The sequence below is a fragment of the Stenotrophomonas sp. STEN240 genome, assembly GCF_056756175.1.
This window is the reverse complement of sequence record NZ_JBRRBO010000003.1, coordinates 147,353-165,911: the sequence shown is the minus strand read 5'-3', so window position 1 is coordinate 165,911 and position 18,559 is coordinate 147,353. Positions and strand designations below refer to the sequence as shown.

General features: G+C 64.6%; 16 protein-coding genes. 2 read left to right on the top strand and 14 right to left on the bottom strand.

Annotation, left to right across the window (positions count from 1 at the left end; genetic code table 11):
• Positions 1-164: 164 nt before the first annotated feature.
• Positions 165-548 (bottom strand): GtrA family protein, encoded by a 384-nt coding sequence (locus tag ACVOKO_RS02620; RefSeq protein WP_346496985.1) that lies wholly within the window; start codon positions 546-548, stop codon positions 165-167.
• 81 nt (positions 549-629) lie between these two features.
• Here ACVOKO_RS02620 and glmU point away from each other — a divergent pair, with 81 nt between their 5' ends.
• Both glmU and ACVOKO_RS02610 read left to right on the top strand, forming a co-directional pair.
• The gene (glmU, locus tag ACVOKO_RS02615; protein WP_346496983.1) at positions 630-1,997 is read left to right on the top strand and encodes a bifunctional UDP-N-acetylglucosamine diphosphorylase/glucosamine-1-phosphate N-acetyltransferase GlmU; all 1,368 of its coding nucleotides are present in this window, start codon (positions 630-632) and stop codon (positions 1,995-1,997) included.
• 34 nt (positions 1,998-2,031) lie between these two features.
• Positions 2,032-2,499, top strand: a complete 468-nt coding sequence (locus ACVOKO_RS02610) for a GNAT family N-acetyltransferase (protein WP_346496981.1) — start codon at positions 2,032-2,034, stop codon at positions 2,497-2,499.
• A 147-nt stretch (positions 2,500-2,646) separates the two neighbouring features.
• On the opposite strand, the gene ACVOKO_RS02605 is transcribed toward ACVOKO_RS02610, so the two are convergent.
• From ACVOKO_RS02605 to ACVOKO_RS02545, 13 genes are all read right to left on the bottom strand, one after another.
• The gene (locus ACVOKO_RS02605) at positions 2,647-4,005 is read right to left on the bottom strand and encodes a sensor histidine kinase (RefSeq protein WP_346496979.1); all 1,359 of its coding nucleotides are present in this window, start codon (positions 4,003-4,005) and stop codon (positions 2,647-2,649) included.
• Between the two features lie 10 nt (positions 4,006-4,015).
• Complete coding sequence (locus ACVOKO_RS02600) at positions 4,016-5,353, bottom strand: sigma-54-dependent transcriptional regulator (protein ID WP_430980696.1); 1,338 nt, start codon at positions 5,351-5,353, stop codon at positions 4,016-4,018.
• 54 nt (positions 5,354-5,407) lie between these two features.
• Positions 5,408-6,628 (bottom strand): ABC transporter permease, encoded by a 1,221-nt coding sequence (locus ACVOKO_RS02595; protein WP_346496977.1) that lies wholly within the window; start codon positions 6,626-6,628, stop codon positions 5,408-5,410.
• A 13-nt stretch (positions 6,629-6,641) separates the two neighbouring features.
• Complete coding sequence (locus ACVOKO_RS02590) at positions 6,642-7,973, bottom strand: ABC transporter permease (RefSeq protein ID WP_346496975.1); 1,332 nt, start codon at positions 7,971-7,973, stop codon at positions 6,642-6,644.
• The gene (locus tag ACVOKO_RS02585; RefSeq protein WP_346496973.1) at positions 7,970-8,461 is read right to left on the bottom strand and encodes a nuclear transport factor 2 family protein; all 492 of its coding nucleotides are present in this window, start codon (positions 8,459-8,461) and stop codon (positions 7,970-7,972) included. The genes ACVOKO_RS02590 and ACVOKO_RS02585 overlap by 4 nt, the downstream gene beginning before the upstream one ends.
• Before the next feature lie 31 nt (positions 8,462-8,492).
• Positions 8,493-9,710 (bottom strand): ABC transporter permease, encoded by a 1,218-nt coding sequence (locus ACVOKO_RS02580; protein WP_346496971.1) that lies wholly within the window; start codon positions 9,708-9,710, stop codon positions 8,493-8,495.
• A 54-nt stretch (positions 9,711-9,764) separates the two neighbouring features.
• Complete coding sequence (locus ACVOKO_RS02575) at positions 9,765-11,075, bottom strand: ABC transporter permease (protein ID WP_346496969.1); 1,311 nt, start codon at positions 11,073-11,075, stop codon at positions 9,765-9,767.
• A 22-nt stretch (positions 11,076-11,097) separates the two neighbouring features.
• Positions 11,098-12,321, bottom strand: a complete 1,224-nt coding sequence (locus ACVOKO_RS02570; RefSeq protein ID WP_346496967.1) for an ABC transporter permease — start codon at positions 12,319-12,321, stop codon at positions 11,098-11,100.
• A gap of 122 nt (positions 12,322-12,443) precedes the next feature.
• Positions 12,444-13,748 carry an ABC transporter permease gene (locus ACVOKO_RS02565; protein ID WP_346496965.1) on the bottom strand — a complete coding sequence of 435 codons (1,305 nt, stop codon included), beginning with the start codon at positions 13,746-13,748 and terminating at the stop codon, positions 12,444-12,446.
• Positions 13,749-13,765: 17 nt separating this feature from the next.
• Positions 13,766-14,989 (bottom strand): ABC transporter permease, encoded by a 1,224-nt coding sequence (locus tag ACVOKO_RS02560; RefSeq protein ID WP_346496963.1) that lies wholly within the window; start codon positions 14,987-14,989, stop codon positions 13,766-13,768.
• A gap of 3 nt (positions 14,990-14,992) precedes the next feature.
• Positions 14,993-16,318, bottom strand: coding sequence for an ABC transporter permease (locus tag ACVOKO_RS02555; protein WP_430980699.1), 1,326 nt, complete (start codon positions 16,316-16,318; stop codon positions 14,993-14,995).
• A 13-nt stretch (positions 16,319-16,331) separates the two neighbouring features.
• Positions 16,332-17,057, bottom strand: coding sequence for an ABC transporter ATP-binding protein (locus ACVOKO_RS02550; protein WP_346496959.1), 726 nt, complete (start codon positions 17,055-17,057; stop codon positions 16,332-16,334).
• A gap of 199 nt (positions 17,058-17,256) precedes the next feature.
• Positions 17,257-18,525 carry an efflux RND transporter periplasmic adaptor subunit gene (locus tag ACVOKO_RS02545; protein ID WP_346496957.1) on the bottom strand — a complete coding sequence of 423 codons (1,269 nt, stop codon included), beginning with the start codon at positions 18,523-18,525 and terminating at the stop codon, positions 17,257-17,259.
• Between the last annotated feature and the right edge of the window lie 34 nt (positions 18,526-18,559).

Sequence of the window (18,559 nt, the reverse complement as noted above, 5' to 3'; positions counted from 1 at the left end):
GCCATGCTCGGCAGGGGCTTCACCGGTAGAGCCTCTGCCGAGCATGGCTCGGCACTACAGGTGCCGCGTTCGCGGGGAACGGCATGCTGCTGGGCGCAGTAATGCTGTGCTGGGGCTTTCTCGGTAGAGCCTCTGCCGAGCATGGCTCGCACTACAACCTCGGTTCAGCGGTAGACCACATGCCGCAGCAACAGGAAAGTCACTCCAGCCAGGCCGGCCTCCACCAGCGGCTTCGCCAGCCACGCATACTGAAGACCCAAGGACTGGGCCACCCAGTCGATCAACCAGGTGCTGATCACGGTCATCAGCAGCCATAGCACCAGGAAGCGGGCAAAGCGCTTCCAGCCGTGGCGGTGCTCGCCCTGCGCGGCAAAGGTATAGCGCCCATTGAGCCAGAAGCCGAGCAGGGCGCCGCTGACCCGGCCCAGCAGGTTGCCCGGTGCTACCTGCAGTCCCAGCGCGGTGGCGGCAACAAACACGCCCCAGTCCAGCACCAGCTGCAGCAGGCCAATGGCGATGTATTGGCTGCCCTGGCGGAACAGGCTCATGGTTGTGCAGGCTTGAGTGACGGCCTGCAATGCTAACCCCTTGCGCTTAGAATCCAGAGACTCTCGAAGGAAGTTGTAGGCATGACCCAGCCGCTGCACATCATCATCCTCGCTGCCGGTGCCGGCAAGCGCATGAAATCGCTGCTGCCCAAGGTGCTGCAGCCTATCGCCGGGCGGCCGATGTTGGCCCATGTGATCGAGACAGCGCGTCAATTGCAGCCGGCCGGCATCCATGTGGTTTATGGGCACGGTGGTGAAGCCGTGCGTGCCGCCTTCGCTGATCAACCGGACCTGCTTTGGGCTGAGCAGAGCCAGCAGCTGGGTACCGGCCATGCCGTGCAGCAGGCCATGCCACAGGTTCCTGATACCGCGCAGGTGCTGGTGCTGTATGGCGACGTGCCGTTGATGCGCGCGCAGACCTTGAGCGCGTTGTTGAAAGACGGCCCGCGCCTGGCGGTGCTGGTGGCTGAGCTGGATGACCCGAATGGCTACGGCCGGATTGTCCGTGATGCCGAGGGCAGGGTTGCGGCTATCGTTGAGCAGAAGGATGCCAGCGATGAGCAGAAGCGCATCCGCACGGTGAACACCGGCATCATCACCGCCGAATCGACGGCTCTGCGGCGCTGGCTGTCGGGGCTGTCCAATCGCAATGCGCAAGGCGAGTACTACCTGACCGACATCTTTGCCTCCGCTGCAGATGAGTACGCGGCCGCTGAGCTGGTGCTGGTAAGCGACGCGCAGGACGCCGAGGGTGCGAATGACCCGTGGCAGCTGTCGCAGCTGGAACGTGCCTGGCAGCTGCGTGCGGCCAAGGCGCTGTGCGAGCAGGGCGCGCGTCTGCTGGACCCATCGCGCTTCGATCAGCGCGGCACGGTCACGGTTGGCCGCGACGTGCAGATCGATGCCAACGTGATTCTGGAAGGCGAGGTCGAGCTGGGCGATGGCGTCAGCATCGGCGCCTTCGTGCGTTTGAAGGACGTCAAGCTGGGTGCGGGCACCGAAGTGCGACCGCATTGCGATCTGGAAGGCGTGGTCAGCGAGGGCGCGGCACAGATCGGGCCATTTGCACGGCTGCGTCCGGGTACGGTGCTGGCCGATGGCGTGCACGTGGGCAACTTCGTTGAGACCAAGAAGGTCACGCTGGGCAAGGGCAGCAAGGCCAACCACCTGACCTACCTGGGCGATGCGGTTATCGGCAGCGGCACCAACATCGGCGCCGGCACCATCACCTGCAACTACGACGGCGTGAACAAGTTCCAGACTACGATAGGCGACAAGGTTTTCATCGGTTCCAATAGTTCGCTGGTAGCGCCGCTGACCATCGAGGATGGCGCCACGATTGGTGCGGGCTCGGTGATCACGCGTAATGCGCCGGAGGGCAAGCTGACGGTAGCGCGCACCCGGCAGCAGACCATTGAAGGCTGGGTGCGCCCTGTCAAAAAGTCCTGAGCCACGGCGGGCGCAGCGCGACGAACTCGCGCTGTTGCCGCGGATCGAAGCACGCGCCGCTGAACGCCTGCAAGGACATCCGGCTGCGCAGATATTTGCTGTCAGCCCGACCGACCCGCAGTTGTTTGAGCAGGCATGGCAGCAAGGAATGCTGTGGGTGATTACCAGCGAGCACGAACTGGCTGGTTACCTGATGGCGGGTGTTCTTGAGGCTGATTTCCACATCCAGCAGATGGATGTTGCGCCGGAACATGGGCGCAAAGGTTTGGGCCGGGCATTGCTGCGGCATGCACTGGAGCAGGGCAGGGCGCGTGGCCATCAGCGTGCGGTGCTGAGCACCCTGAGCGACGTTGCGTGGAATGCGCCTTTCTATGCCAGCGAGGGTTTCCGCGAGTGGCCATCGCCGGACTGGAGCGCGGGCATGCGCGAGGTGATGGCGGCAGAGGCAGCGGCAGGCTTCCCGATGGAGCTGCGTTTGGCCATGCAGCGAGCCTTGGAATAGCCGCAAATCGTTTCTTGTGGGAGCGGCGACAGCTTTTGTAGGAGCGGCGTCAGCCGCGAAGTCGGGGCATTTTCAGATCCCCGCTATAACAAGCGCTGATGCGATGTCAGCTTCGCGGCTTACGCCGCTCCTACAAAACGGTGGCTTTCAGTCATGCGGCAGCAGTATCGCCACGCACAGGCCGCCGTCCTTGCGGTTCTGCAATGAAATGCGCCCGCCGTGTGCTTCGATGATCTCGCGGGTCAAGGCCAACCCCAGGCCGGTACCGTTGCGCTTGGTCGAATAGAACGGCATCAACGCGTTCTGCAGCACGGCTTCGTTCATGCCGCTGCCGCGATCCAACACTTCGATGCGCAGCCAGTTGGGCAGCCGTGCGATCCGCACTTCCACCGATTCATCCGCTGCGCCATTGTCGGCGCCGGCTTCGTGCGCATTCTTCAGCAGGTTCAGCATTGCCTGCGAGAACTGCGATTGATCCAGGCGGCTGTACTGCTCATCCACCATCGGTGCCATGCGGAAGTTGATCTGCTGCTGCAGGCCCTGCAGGAACTGGCTCCAGGCGACGGTCTGCAACTGCGGCTGCGGCAGCTTGGCAAAACGGGCATAACCGCGAATGAAACCTTCCAGGTGGCGCGCGCGTTCTTCCACCGTACCGAAGATGTCTTCCAGCCGGTCATAACGGCCACGTCGTACCAGCTCCGCACCGGAATGCGCCAGCGAGGCGATCGGTGCCAGTGAGTTGTTCAGCTCATGGCTGATCACCCGGATCACCTTTTTCCAGGTCTGCACTTCCTGGCGGCGCAGCTCGGCGGTGAGCAGGCGCAGCAGCAGTAGTTCATGCGGGCGGCCGTTCAAATGGAAGGCGCGACGCGACAGGTGATAGATCTGCTCGTCATCGTCATCGTCATCGTCTTCGGCTGCATCCGGGTCACGTACCGCGAACAGGCTGTCGCCGCCGCGAGCGATGGCGTTGCGCAGCTCGATCGGCATGTTTTCCAGCAACTCGTGCATGCGCTGGCCTTCCAGCTTCCAGCCGCCGTGCAGCAGCTTGCGCGCGGCGGTGTTGGAGAAGGTCACGCGCTGCACGCCATCGCCGCCATCGGTGAGCAGCAGCATCGCCACCGGCGTGTTCTGCACCATGGTGTCCAGCAGCAACTCGCGCTGCACCAGCGATTGCCGCTGTTCGCGCAGCACATCGCCGAGCTCGGCGTGGGCCTGCACCAGCTGTGCGAATTCATCATTGCCGCGCCAGTGCACACCAAAGTTGAACTCGCCATCGCGGTAGCTGCTGGTGGTGCCGGCCAGCGCCCGCAGCAGTGAGCGGATCGGTGCGGTGGCGCGGCGCAAAGCCCACCACATGAGTGCAAGCAGGATGACGGTGGACACGCCCGCCACCACCCAGCCACGGTCCATCCAATACGCCAGGAACCACGGCAAGGCCGCCGCCAGGGCCAGCACCGGCAGCAGCCGCAGAAACAGGGTGAAGGTGAAGGAGCGCGTTTTCACAGGGATGTGCTCACTCGCGCGGGATGCCGTGGCGATCCATGCGCCGGTAAAGCGCCTGCCGGCTCAGCCCCAGCTCGGCGGCAGCCTGGGCGATGACGCCGCCGGCCCGTTCCAGTGCAGTGACGATATGCGCGCGATCAGGCTCGTCCGCCGGTGCGGTGGAGCGGGCTGGTGCACGTGGCAGGTTCAGGTCGGCAACCTCGATGCGCGGGCCCTGTGCGAGCAGGGCGGCACGTTGGATGACGTTGCGCAGTTCGCGCACGTTGCCTGGCCAGTTGTGGCGTTGCAGGGCCTGCAGCGCAGGCGCCGACAGCGGCTTGCCGTCGGCGAGGAAGTACTGCGCCAGCGGCAGGATGTCCTCGCGGCGCTCGGCCAGCGGCGGCAGGCTCAGTTCGACGGTGTTGAGCCGGTAGTAGAGATCTTCGCGGAAGCTGCCGGCGCGGATCATCGCCGGCAGGTCGGCATTGGTGGCGCTGACCACGCGCACTTTCACCTGTCGCTCGCGGTTGGAACCCAGCCGTTCAAAGCGCCCGGTTTCCAGTACCCGCAGCAGTTTCATCTGCCCGGTCAGCGACAGGTTGCCGATTTCATCCAGGAACAATGTGCCACCGTCGGCCGCCTCGAATTTGCCTTCGCGCGCCTTGTTGGCGCCGGTATAGGCACCGGCCTCGGTGCCGAACAGTTCGGCTTCGATCAGCTCGGACGGAATGGCACCGCAGTTGAGTGCGACGAACGGCCCTTTGCTGTGCGCCGAGTTGGCCTGGATGATCTCGGCGATCTTCTCCTTGCCGGCGCCGTTGGGGCCGGTGATCAATACCGGCAACTCCGATCGCGCCACCTGGCAGGCCAGGGCGATGATGCGTTCGCTGGCGGGGTCGGCAAACACCACGCCGCGCAGGTCGTAGCGATCATGCAGGGCCTGCTGATGGCGCAGCTCGCGGGCGCGGCGGCGGGCCAGCTCGCGGCGCGCTTCGGCCAGTTCCAGCAGGTTGTTGACGGTGGTCAACAGACGACCGTCATCCCAGGGCTTGGCCAGATAGTCGGCGGCACCGGCTTTGACCAGTTCCACCGCGCTGTCCAGGTGGGTCCAGGCGGTAAGCAGGATCACCGGCAGGTCCGGGTGGGCCTGGCGGATGCGCCGGAACAGATCCTGGCCCTCCTCGCCGGAGGTGGTGTCGGCGGTGAAGTTCATGTCCTGCAGGACCAGGTCGAACTCGTGCTCGGCCAGCATCGCCAGGCCCAGCTCGGGCGAGATGGCATGGCGGGTGTCGATGTCGTGCAGGGAAAACAGCACGTCCAGCGCAGTGGCCACGGCAGTGTTGTCGTCGATGATCAGGATCTGTGGCATCAGTTGTCGCAGAAGAAGATGAAAGGGCGGTGGTGGCCTGCTGGAGTCAGCACATTACACGCTGCGGGTCGCGCTGGCAGGCGGCAACTGCGCGGCACGCCGCGCGGGCGCGGTGACCGCCAGCTGGCCGAGCAGCAGCATCAGGCCGCCGGCGACCAGCAGGTAGGCCCACGGCAGCCGCGGCAGCTCGTAATGCTGCATCAGCCATTGGTTGATCACCAGTGCCAGCACCAGTCCCATCACCAGCCCGGCGCTGGTCAGCAACAGGTTTTCGGCGAGGAAGTGGCGCATCACCTGCATGCGGGTGGCACCCAGCGCACGGCGGATGCCGATCTGGCGGGTGCGCTGTTGTATCCAATAGCCGCTGAGGCTGGCGATGCCGATCAAGGTGATGGTCGCCACCACCAGGTTCACCGTGAGCAGCAGCCATACCGCAGCGCGGCGGTTGCGCAGGCCATTGCTGCGCAGCTGCTCGTAGCTGGATACGACCGGGTTGAAACTCTTGGCCATCTGCCCGGCATACGTGGACTGCAGCACGCCCGGTACGGCCTTGATCACCGCGTCGCGTTGATCCGCGTCGGTGCGCAGCACGAAGCTGAGCAGCGGCAGCCCGGCGGGACGGCGTGGCAACAGGATGGCGTACTCGGCCTTGCCATCGTCCAGTTCGCTGAGCTGGTAGCGCAACAGGTGCGCAACCACGCCGACCACCACGTAGTGGCTGCCGCCATCGCCGGAGGTCAGCGGCTGCCCGACCGGATTGCCTTCGAACAAAGCCCTGCCCAGCGCTTCGGTGATGATGATGGGCGTGGTGGCGGCGTTGCCGTCATCACCCATCTGCAGGTCGCTGTATTCGTTGTCCGTGAAGTCGCGGCCACGGCTGAGCCGCAGGCCCAGCGTATCGATCAGCTGGTTGCCGATGAAGCCGCTGACCATCGCGCTGGCGCCGGTATGCGATTTGAGGTCGTAGACCATGGTCAGGGTCTCGCGCATCGGCGCGCCGACCACTGCGGTTGCATGCTTCACGCCAGGGATATGCGCCAAGGCAGCAGCACCTGCGCTGCCCTGCGCGGCGCTCCAGTTGCCGTCCGGGCGCACTATCTGGTCGATGATGATCACCTCCTTGTCGGCGATGCCGTCGTCGATCAACAGCGGGCCGGCCTGCTGCGCGAGCAGGAACAAGGTATTGCAGAGGATGGCGCAGGCCACGGTGATCTGCAGCACGATCAGCCAGGGCATCAACGGCTGGCGGCGCATGGAGGAGAGCAGCGGATTCATGCGATGGCCTCGTTCAAAGGGTTTTGACCTGCAGCGCAGGTTCCTGGCGGGCGGCGCGGATGGCCGGCAGCAGCCCGACCACCACGCCGGTGATGACCGCCATCAACAGCAGGCCGGCAAACAATGTGGGGCTCAAGCGGGCCAGTGATGAGTAGGCCTCGCCCTGTTGCCGCATCAGCCACAGGCCGGCCAGCGTCAACGGCAATGCAATCAGCCCGCCCAGCAAGCCGGCCAAGGTCGATTCGACCATGCAGGTGGCAATGATCGCGCGGCGCGGGGCGCCGAGCACACGACGCACGCCGTGCTCACCGGCGCGGCGCAGGAAACGTGCTGCGAGCAGGCCGGCGACGTTGACCAGGCATAACACCAGCAGGCCAAGCGCAAGCCACAGATTCAGCCGCACGCTGTCCGGGACCACCCGGTTGAAGTGCAGCCACTGCGCCATTGATTGCAGGCGGGTACTGGGCGCACGCGCGAAGATGCCGGCGGCGTGGCGGTCGGCGGCAAAGCTCTGCAGGCTCTGCATATAGCTGTCACGTTGCGCGCTGTCTTTCAGCTCGGCCCACAACACCAGCCAGCGGCATTGCTGGGTGTCGATCTGATCGAAGCGGAAACCGCCAAAGCCATTGCCATCGCAGATGCGGGTGCTGGTGATCTCCGTGCCGGATGCCAATGCGGCTTCGGCGGGGGCGAACAACTCATCGCCGTCACCCTCCCAGCCTGCGTTGTAGGACGGCAGGAAGTGCGGGCGCGGACGCGGCGCCCAGCGCTCGCTGATGCCGATCACGCGGAAGTTGTGCTTGCCGAGGCGGATTTCCGCGCCAGTGCCGTCCTCGCGGCCGAGCAGGTGCTCGCTGAGCGCGCGGCTGATCACCACCACCGGGGTGCGCGCGGCCTCTTCTTCTGCGGTCCAGAACCGGCCGTAGCGCAGCGGTACGCCGAACATCGGCAGCATCGGCCCGATTGCCAGTGTTGCCGAAACATTCTTGCTGAGCGTGTTGTCGGTGTTGCTGGCGGTGACCGGTGCACTCAGCAAGGCGGTCTGTGCCACATCCGGGCGCAGCTGACGCATGGCCTGCACGTCGGCCAGCTTCCACAGCGGCGGCACGGGTGAGCCGTCGCCGTAGCTCTCGCTCTCGCCGCTTTTGGCGGCCTGGCGCGAGTCGGCCCAGGCCAGGTACAGGTTCTGGCTGACGCCGGGCAGCGGATCGGCCGCCAGCACCGACAACAGGGTGAGCATGGTCATCACCGAGGCCAGGCCCAAAGCCAGCGTGACCACCACCAACGCCATTGTCCTGGGGTGGCGGATGCAGCCGCGCAGGCCGGTTTCCAGCGTGTAGTTCATGGCGTTGGTCCTGCCGCCGCACGGTGTGCATAACTCAATACCCGCGTGGCCTGCCATTGGCCATCGCGCAGGCGCCAGATGATGACGAAGTCGGCCAGGCCGTCGCAGTGTTCGCCCTTGAGGTTGCAGAAGCGGTGCTGGCCGCGAGCGATCGCACCGAAATCCTTGATCGGGAACACTTCCAGCGTGCCCGGCAACAGCTGCCGGGTGTAGTTGCCGCAGACATGTTTGCGGGTATTGGCGAGCATCGCCTCGCGGGTCCAGGTGACGCCACCAGTGTCGTGGTAGAACTCCACCGCCGGGTCGAAATAGCCTGCGTGCTTCTCGAACTGCGCGGGATCGCTGCAGTGGTTGAAGCTGTCGAACATGCCGTGGTCCAGCGCGGCGATGGTGTCGTGGAGGCTGGCGTTGTCGGCATCGGCGGCGTGCGCCGGTACTGCCAGCAACGGGGACAGCATCAGCAGCAGGCACAACAGCTTGGTATTCATCAAGGCAACTCCGTAACGCAGTGGAAGAGGATCAGGCCGCACGGGTGGCGACGGCAGGTGGCACCGATGCTGCGCGCCGTGCGGGACCCAGCACGGCAATCTGCCCCAGCAACAACAGCAATACCGCTGCGATGGGCAGGTACATCAATGGCAGACGCGGCAGCTCGTACTGGGCCATCAGCAGCAGGTTCAGTGCGTAGGCCAGGACCAGCCCAAGGACGATGCCGGCGCTGCTCAACAGCAGGTTTTCCAGTTGGAAATACCGCAGGATGTGGCTGCGGGTAGCACCCAGCGCACGGCGGATGCCGATCTGGCGGGTGCGCTGCTGCACCCAGAAGCTGGCAAGGCCGATGATGCCGAAAGCGGTTACCGCAAGCAGCGCGATGCACACGGCCAGCAGCAGCCATATCACCGAGCGGTCGCGGTGGTGATAGTTGTCGCGCATCTGCGCCAGCGTTCCCTGTTCTTCGATGATGCGGTTGGGGTCTGCCTTGTTGAGGGCGGCAATGGCCGCCTTCAGCACGGCCTCGCGCTGCCCGGGGCTGGTGCGCAGGGCGTAGGCGCCGTTGGAGACCCGGATCGGGAACACCATGGTGTCGAAGCGGCCGCTGAACTCGTTGCTGTCGCCCGGTGCCAACAGGTCGTCGATCACGCCGACTACCTGGGTCGGCTTGCTGCCCCAGACGTAGATGTTGCTGCCCACGGCATTGCCATCGGGAAACAGCGTCCTGGCCAGCGAATGGCTCAACAACACGCTGGGCACAATGGGGTTGGCGTCGCCACCGGCGAAGGCGCTGTTCTCCAGATAGTCCTCAGGATTGAAACTACGGCCTTCGCGCAGCTGCAGGCCGAAGGTGGGCAGCAACTGGCCGTCGTCCATGTAATTGGAGGCATGCACGGTGGGCCGCGTCTGGTCCGGCTGCAGGCGTATGCCCGAGCCCCAGACGTTGCTGCCATAGGGGATCTGGTTGATGCTGCTGGCCGCCTTCACTTCGGGGATGGCAGCAAGTGCGGCGAGGTCCTGCTTGCGCAAGGCGTCGTAGTTGACGTCCGGCAGCAGGCTGCTGGTGGCCAGATAGACCAGTTCGTCCTCGGCCACGCCGCTGTGCTGCTGGATCTGGGCGATACGGTTGCTGATGATGAACACCGCATTGCAGATGATGGCGCAGCTGATCGCGATCTCAAGCACCACCAGCAGTGCGGCGATCTTGTGCCGTGACATTATCGACAGGATGGGGCGGATGTCCAAAGGGATTCTCCATGGCGGCAGCCAGTGGTGGTTGGGGGCTTCAATGGCGCTGCGTCATTGGCTCTTGAGCTGCAGCGCGGGAGGGATACGCATTGCCCGCCAGGCCGGCAGCAGTCCTGCAACCAGGCTCACACCGATGGCCAGCACAAAGCTCATCCACAAGGTGGTGACATCCATCTGCGCCAGTTGTGCGTATTCGTCCGGCTGCTGGCGGATCAACCACAGGCCCATTGCTGCAAAGCCCACACCCAGCACCCCGCCGGCCAGGCCGATGAAGCCGGCCTCGGTGAGGCATTGCTTGAAGATGTCCGCACGCGATGCGCCCAGCGATCGGCGTATGCCGATCTCGCCGCTGCGGCGCAGGAACTTTGCCAGCAGCAGGCTGACCGTATTGATCATGCACACCAGCAGGAAGCCGAAGGCCAGCCACATCTGCAGGCGCACGTCGTTGGGCACGATGCGATTGAAGTCCAGCCAGCCCATCACGTCGTGCAGGCGCACATTGGTGGGCCGTTCAAAGCGGCCACTGGCGCGCTGGGTATCGGAATAGTCGGCCAGGTATTTCAGGTAATCACGGGCTTTGCCCGGCGTGTCCAGCTGCACCCAGTACTGCACCCAGGCACAAGGTGCGGTGAGGCCGCGATTGCCTTCATCGGCATCGCTGTTGCCCCAGCAATTCATGCTGCCCTGGGTATCAAGCTTCAATGCGCGCGAGGTGGAGAAGGGCAGCAGAATCTGCTCGTCACCGCCATAGCGCTGGCTGGTCAGGTCGTAGAAGCGGGGCGCCGGCTTCCAGTCGCCCAGCAGCCCGATCACCCGGAACACACCCTGTGGAAGCCGTAGTTCCTTGCCGATGACCTGCTCTGTGCCGTACAGGCGCCGTGCCAGCTTGCGGTCGATGACCGCAACCAGCGCACGTCCATCGTCATCGGCTGCACCCCAGGCGTTGCCGGCAGCCAGCGGCACTTCGAACATTGGGAAAAAGTCTGCCGAGGTGTAGCGCGCCATCGCCCGGAACGGCTGCGCGGTGTTGCCGCTGGGCAGCACCGTCACCGAGCCGGCGCTCATCGCTGCCTGGCGATCACCGCGCTTCTGCCGCAACAGTTCTTCGGCATCGTAGCGGGTCATCTGCTCCAGTGGATCCGATTCCAGCCGGGCGTCCTTGCCCATGCTGCGCGGTTCCAGCTGCGGATAGAACAATTGCTTGCTCTTGTGCGGAATCGGATCGCCCGACAGCACGAAGTACAGGCCAAGGGTGGTCATGGTCGCGCCGATACCTACTGCGATGGTCAGCACCATCAAGGTGGTCAGCACCTTGTTGCGGCCGAAGCCGCGCCATGCCAGTTGCAGGTAATAGCCGAACATGCCCACTCCTTGAGCCAGATGATCAGGCGCTGCGTGTTGCCACTGCCGGTGGAATCGATGCCGCCTTGCGGGCCGGGCCGAACACCGCGATCTGGCCCAGCAGCCACAGCAGCACCGCACCTACCGGCAGATACAGCAGCGGCAAGCGCGGCAGCTCGTAACGGCCCATCAGCCACTGGTTGAGCAGGTAGGCCAGCAACATGCCGACCACGATGCCGATGCCGGCCAGCAGGAAGTTCTCTGTCTGGAAGTAGCGCAGGATCTGTGCGCGGGTAGCGCCCAGTGCGCGGCGGATACCGATCTGCTTGGTGCGCTGCTGCACCCAGAAGCTGGCCAGGCCGATGATGCCCAATGCGGTGACCAGCAACAGCAGGCCGCTGACGATCAGCAGCAGGCCGATCATGTCGCGGTCGTCGGCGAAGTACTTGGCGCGCTTCTCTTCGACGGTCTGCTTGCTGTAGATCAAACGATTGGGATCGTTCTTTTCCAATGCTGCCACTGCCTGCTTCAGCACTTCAGCGCGGCGCGCAGGATCGGTCACGCGGATGACGAAGCGGCCGCCGTTGGCGTAGTTCATGCGGATCGGGAACATCAGCGAATCGGTGCGGTTGCCGTTCTGGTTGTTGGGCCGCAGCAGGGTCTGCACCACACCGACGACAGTCATCGGGATGTTGGCCATGTACAAGGTCTTGCCAACGGCGGCACCATCCGGGAACAGTTTCTTGGCCATCGATTCGGTGAGGATCACCGAGAACTTCATGGCTTCAAGGTTCTGCTCTTTCTCCAGGGTGTCATTGCTCATGTACTCGTCGGCGTTGAAGTCACGTCCGGCAGTCAACTTCAAGCCCAAGGTCTTGAGCGTGTTCTCACCGATGGTGTACTGCGCGCCGTTGACCGACTGCGCATCGGGTTCGGGGCTGGCGGACAACGAGGTGTTCCAGGAACCGCCCTGGAACGGCAGCTGGTTGATGATGGCAACGTTCTCAACGCCGGCGATGCCGCGCAACGAGGCAATGTCCTCGACCGTGCGTGCATCGCCATCGACCTGCTTGCCGATACCGCTGAGGCCGATTTCGATCAGCTGGCTTTCATCGATGCCGCTGGCCTGCTGCATGTTCTCGATGCGCTGGGAGACGATGAACAGTGCGTTGCAGATGATGGCGCAGCTCAGCGCGATCTCCAGCACGATCAGCGCGGCGGCTGTCTTGTGCCGTGACAGCGTGGAGAGGATGGGACGGATTTCCATGAGGTATCTCCGAGGAAGCGTGGAGCTGGGAATGGGGTTTGGTTGGGAGAAGCGGGGGCGAGAGCAACTGCACCCCTCCCCAACCCTCCCCTGCGCGTTGCGCAAGGGAGGGGCTAATGGCGTTACTGACTCTTGAGCTGCAGTGCCGGTGCTACCTGCATGGCACGCCAGGCGGGCAGGATGCCGGCGAGCATGCTGGCGAGCACCGCCAGGGCGAAGGTGAACAGCAGCATCGATCCGTCCAGATGGGCAAGCGATGCGTACTCGGCCGGACGCTGGCGCACCGCCCACAATCCGAACAGGGCAAATACCAAGCCGAGCAGGCCACCGGCCAGGCCAATCGTGCCGGCCTCGATCAGGCACTGCTTGAAGATCTCGGCGCGGCTGGCACCCAAGGCACGGCGCACACCGATCTCACCACTGCGACGCAGGAACTTGGCCAGCAGCAGGCCGACAGTGTTGACCAGGCACACCAGCAGGAAGCCGAAGGCCAGCCACATCTGCAGGCGCACGTCGCCCGGCACGGCGTTGCGGTATTCCATCAGCTCCATGACATTGCGCACGCGGGTATTGGCCGGGCGCTCGAAACGACCGGCAGCGCGCTGATTCTCGGAGTAGTTGTCCAGGTAGCCCTTGAAGCTTTTCGCATCGCCCGGCGAATTCAACTCCACCCAGTACTGGACCCAGGCGCAGGGCACATTCAAGGCCATCGCATCGTTGACGATCTCGCGGCCAAAGCAGTTCATGCTGCCGTTGCGGTCCAGCTTGAGTTCCAGTGAGGTGCTGAAGGGCACGAACACGTCTTCTTCGGAATCGAATTTGCCGGAGTACAGGTCATAGAACTTGGGCGCAGGCTTCCAGTCCTTGAGAACGCCGACAATGCGCAACGCGTGGCCTTCCACCAGCACTTCCTTGCCGACGCTGTTCGCACCTTTGAACAACTTGTCATTGAGGGTCTTGCTGATCACCGCAACGCGGCTGCGGCCCTGGTCTTCATCGCCGCTCCAGCCCTGGCCGAACGCGAACGGCGTATCGAACATCGGGAAGAAGTCAGCCGAGGTGTAGCGCATGCTGATGCTGAAAGGCTTGAGTGCATCCACGCGCGGATCAACGATGCCGCCACCGCCGGTCATCAGCGCCTGGCGCGGCGCCTTTTTCTGGCTCAGCAGGGTCTCCGCATCGAAGCGGGTCAGCTGCATCTCCGGCTCCTCACCGGCCTTGTAGCCTTCGCGCATGCCGGGGTCCAGCTGCACATAGAACAAGCGGTCGCTCTTTTGCGGAATCGGGTCGCCGGAAAGCACCTTGAACACCGTCAAGGTGGTCATCGCAGCACCGATGCCGAGCGCGATGGCCAATACCATCAGTGCGGTCAGGATCTTGTTGCGGCCGAAGCTGCGCAGCGCAAGTTTGAAGTAGTAACTGAACATGGACGATCCTTGGCAGCTCAGGCGCTGCGGGTGGCGACGATGGGTGGAATGGACGCAGCGCGCAGGGCAGGGCCGATGACGGCAGCCTGGCCCAGCAACCACAGCAGTACGGCACCCAGCGGCAGGTAATACAGCGGCAGCCGGGGGATTTCGAAATAACGCATCAACAGCTGGTTGCCGGCGTAGGCCAGCAGCATGCCAAGCGCGATGCCGGCGCTGGTCAACAGCAGGTTTTCGGTCTGGAAGTAGCTGATGATCTGGCGGCGGGTTGCGCCCAGTGCGCGGCGCACGCCGATCTGTTTGGTGCGCTGCTGCACCCAGAAGCTGGCCAGGCCGATGATGCCCAGCGCGGTGACCAGCAGCATCACCAGGCAGATGCCGAGCAACAGCCGGGTCATGCTGCGGTCCTGGCGGAAATAGCTTTCACGCAGCTGCTGCAACGGCATGCTGTAGTCGGCCGAGATGATTGCTTCAGGGGTGACCTTGGGCGCTGCGGAAACCGCATCGTTGACGATGCGCGGCAGATCGCGCGGGTTCGCCCGCAGCACATAGGTACCGGCCTGCGCATCGGTGGTGACCGGTACGATCACCGACCATTCCATGCCGGCCACTCCGTTCTCGCTGCGGCCCGGATCCGGGCGTGAGAAATGCGCCAGCACACCGGCCACGGTATAGCGGTAGTCGCCCATCCAGAACTGCTTGCCGAGTGCGTCCTGGTCCGGCCACAGGTGCTCGGCGAACGCACGGGTGATCCATACCTGTGCCTGTTCCGGCAGGAAGTTGCTGATCGGCTGATAGTCGCTGTCGTTGAACATGCGGCCTTGCACCGGCTTCAACTGCAGGGCATCGATGGCACCGGCGTCCATCGTGTAGAAGTGCGGCACGCCGCCGTGATGTTTGCCCTCGGCGTCCAGGGTAATGCCGGCGACAGCGGCGCGCTGGCCGAACGGCACGGCATTGGCCACGCCGACCGCCTGTACACCGGCCTGGCTGCGCAGCTGCTGCAGCCAACGGCTGTTGAGGTCCACCGCAGTGCAGGACTCGCAGTCGTTGAGGGTGAGGGTGGCGATGGCGGCTTCGTCGACGCCGCTGTTCATGCCGATCAGCTCCATCCGCGAGGCGGCCAGGAACAGCGCATTGCACAGCACCGCACAGGCCAGCGCGATTTCCAGCACGATCAGGCTGGCGGCGATGCGATGCCGCGACAGGGTGACGAGGATGGGTTTGATGTCCAGGGTCATGGCTTACAGGGCCTTGATCTGCAGGGCCGGGTCGATGCGGGCGGCGCGCAGCGCCGGCAGCAGTCCAGCGATGACGGTGGTCGCCACGGCGGTGGCGAAGGTGAGCAGCAGCATCGTCATGTCCAGCTGCACCATGTCGGCGTAGGCCAGCGGCTGCTGGCGGATGCTCCACAGCCCGATCAGGGTGAACAGCAGGCCCAGCACCGCGCCGCCAACACCAATCAAGGCGGCCTCGATCAGGCATTGCTGGAACACCATCGCGCGGGTCGCACCCAGTGCACGCAGTACGCCGATCTCACCGGTGCGGCGCAGGAACTTGGCCAGCAACAGGCCGACGGTGTTGAACAGGCAGATCACCAGGAAGGCGATGGCCACCCATGCCTGCAGCTTCACATCACGCGGCACCACGCCGTTGTAGTCCATCCATTCCATCAGGCTGCGCAGCCGCGCCAGTTCCGGCTGGCTGATACGGCCCAGCTGCTGTTGCTGCTGTACATAGGCCTGCAGGTGCTGCTGGTAGGCAGCGACCTTGGCCGGGCTGTCCAGCTGGACCCACAACTGCAGCCACGCGCAGTCGGTGTTCTCCAGATGGCCCGGGTTCTCCGGTAGCTTGTTGCAGGTGAACTGCTGGAAGTTGCCGGCGTTGATCTGCAGGCCGCTGAAGAAGGGCACCATCACCTCTTCGACCGGGCCGTAATAGTCGGCGGTATCGCCCTGTGCAAAGCGGCCGCCGGCCACGGTGTAGAACAGCGGCGAGGGGCGCCACGGCTTGAGCACGCCGATGATGCGTACTTCGCTGTCGCGGATGCGCAGCATCTTGCCGGTGCTGTCCTTGCCGCCGAACAGGCGCTGGTTCAATTCCGAGGAAATAACCGCCACGCGGGCGCGGCGCTGATCATCCTCGGCCGACCAGCCGGCACCGAAGGCCATAGGGGCCTGGAACATCGGGAAAAAATCGGCGGTGGTGGACAGCATCGTGGTCATCATCGCCGGCACTTGGCTACCGGGAGCGGACAACTTGATGGTGCTGTCCACCACCAAAGCCTTGCGATCGGCCGGACCGTCACGCCACAGGTCCGTCGCCGAGGTGTAGTCGAGCACGTCCAGCGGTTCACGGCTGGCGCGTTCACCGCGCGGGGATGCATCCACCTGCGGGTAGTAGATCTGCGCGCTGCGCCCGGGCAGGGGATCGCCCGAGAGCAGGTGCGTCACTGTCAGCGTAGTCATCGACGCACCAATGCCCATTGCAATGGACAGCACCATCAGTGCGGTCAGCACGGGGGTGCGGCGCAGACTGCGCAGGCCTTGGCGGAAGTGATAGGCGAACAGCGACATGGGTGGCTCAGCCCTGGTTGTCGGCAACAGCGGCGATGCGGGCGGCGTGTGCCAGCACCGGCTCGCGGATCAGATCGGTGGCCTGGCCATCGACGATATGCACGTTGCGCTGGGCGCGGGCGGCCAGTTCCGGATCATGGGTCACCATGACGATGGTGGTGCCCTGGCTGTTGATTTCTTCCAGCAGCTCCATCACGCCGCGTGCCATCTGCGTATCGAGGTTGCCGGTCGGTTCGTCGGCCAGCAACAGACGCGGGCTGCCGGCCAGGGCGCGGGCGATGGCAGCACGCTGCTGCTGACCGCCGGACAGTTCGGCCGGGTAGTGCTTCATGCGCGAGCCCAGGCCGACATCGGCCAGTGCCTTCTCGATGCGCTGCTTGCGCTCGGCCGAGGGCATGCCACGGTAGCGCAGCGGCACGTCGACGTTGTCGAACAGGTTGAGGTCGGGGATCAGGTTGAAGCCCTGGAAGATGAAGCCGATCTTCTGGTTGCGCAGGCGCGAACGGGCGTCATCGCCGAGGTGGCTGACGTCCTGGCCATCGAGCAGGTACTGGCCGCTGGTGAAGGTTTCCAGCAGGCCGGCAATGTTGAGGAAGGTGGTCTTGCCCGAGCCCGACGGGCCGGTGACCGCGACGAACTCGCCTTCGCGCACATGCAGGTCCAGCGAACGCAGCGCATGGGTTTCAACCTGTTCGGTACGGAAGACCTTGGAGACGGATTGCATCTGGAGCATGGGTATTCCTTTCAGCGACGGGGAATGTGGAAGGTGGAGCGGGAACGGGGTTCTTGGACTGCGTTTGAATGGGTGATGCCAGGGCCGGCGATGGGGGGCTGTGTTCGAAGGTTCCAGTGCCGGCGGCAGGGCTCACGACAACCCCGACGACTGCTGCTGTTTCCAATCCCGAAACCCAACTCCCCAATCCCGGCCACAATCAATTGATCGATACGCGCTCGATGTCGCCGAACAGATCGGCACCGGAGACAACGATCTTGTCGCCCGGCTGCAGGCCGGAGACGATTTCAACTTCGCCCAGGCTGCTGACGCCGGTCTGGATCGGGCGACGCACCGCAGTGCCGCCGCTGACCACATAGGCGTAGCGGCCACCGGACTGTTCGACGAACGGACCGCGCTCGACCTTCAGCACGTTGTTGCGGGTATCCAGCAGGATGCGCGCGCTCATGCGCTGGCTCTGGCGCAGGCCGGGCGGCTGCTTGTCGGAGAAGCGCAGGCGGGCGACAACTTCGCCGTTCACCACTTCCGGCGACACCGCCGCGATCTCGCCCGGGAACGGCTGGCCCGAACCACTGGTGAGCTGGGCCGGCATGCCGATGGCCAGATCACGGGCAAAGCTCTCAGGCACCTTGATTTCAATCTCGAAGCGCGACAGATCAACCACGCCCAGGATCGGTGCATTGGTAGCGACCTGGGTGTGCTGGGTGGCCTGTACCTGGCCGACCTGACCGTCGAACGGCGCGCGCAGGGTCAGTGCATCGACCTGGCGCTTTACCTCGGCCACCACGGCTTCCTGGCGGTCCGCCATCAGGCGCTTGTTGCGGGCGTCCAGGCTTGCGCCCTGGCTCTGCAGGCTGGCGTCCTGATGGGCGTGCTGCAGTTCGATGTCGGCTTTCTTCAGTTCGTCCTGGGCCTTGGCCAGATCCACCTGCGGCACCGCGCCGCCATCGTAGCCGCGCTGGTAGCGTTGCAGGTCGCGCTGTGCGGCGACCTTTACCAGCCCAGCCTGGTCCGACATCTTGGCGCCGGTGGCGCGCGCCAGGGTGGCGTCCAGCGCGGCGCGGCCGGCCTCGGCTTCCAGGCCGGCCAGTGTTGCCTGCTCCTGGGCCAGCTTGCTACGCAGTTCCGGGCTGTCGATCACCGCCAGCTCCTGGCCCTGCTTGACCACGTCACCTGCAACGACCTTGAGGGTCACCGTGCCGGAGGAGATGGCATACAGCACCGGGCTGTTGGCGGCGATGACGCGGCCATCGGCGGCGATGTCGCGCACCAGGTTGCCGCGGCTGACCTCGGCCACGCGCAGGCGGTCACCATCGAACGAGCGGCTGGCGCCGAGCCAGTTGCTGATGACGTAGCCGATGCCGGCCACCACCACCACGGTGGCGACCGCAGGCCACATATAACGACGCCAGACGGGTTGCGGGCGCTGAGTACTTACCTGGTCCTGGGCGGAGGTGTCGCGGATCATCGTCGGCTTCGCTGCTGGGGTTGGTATCTATTAA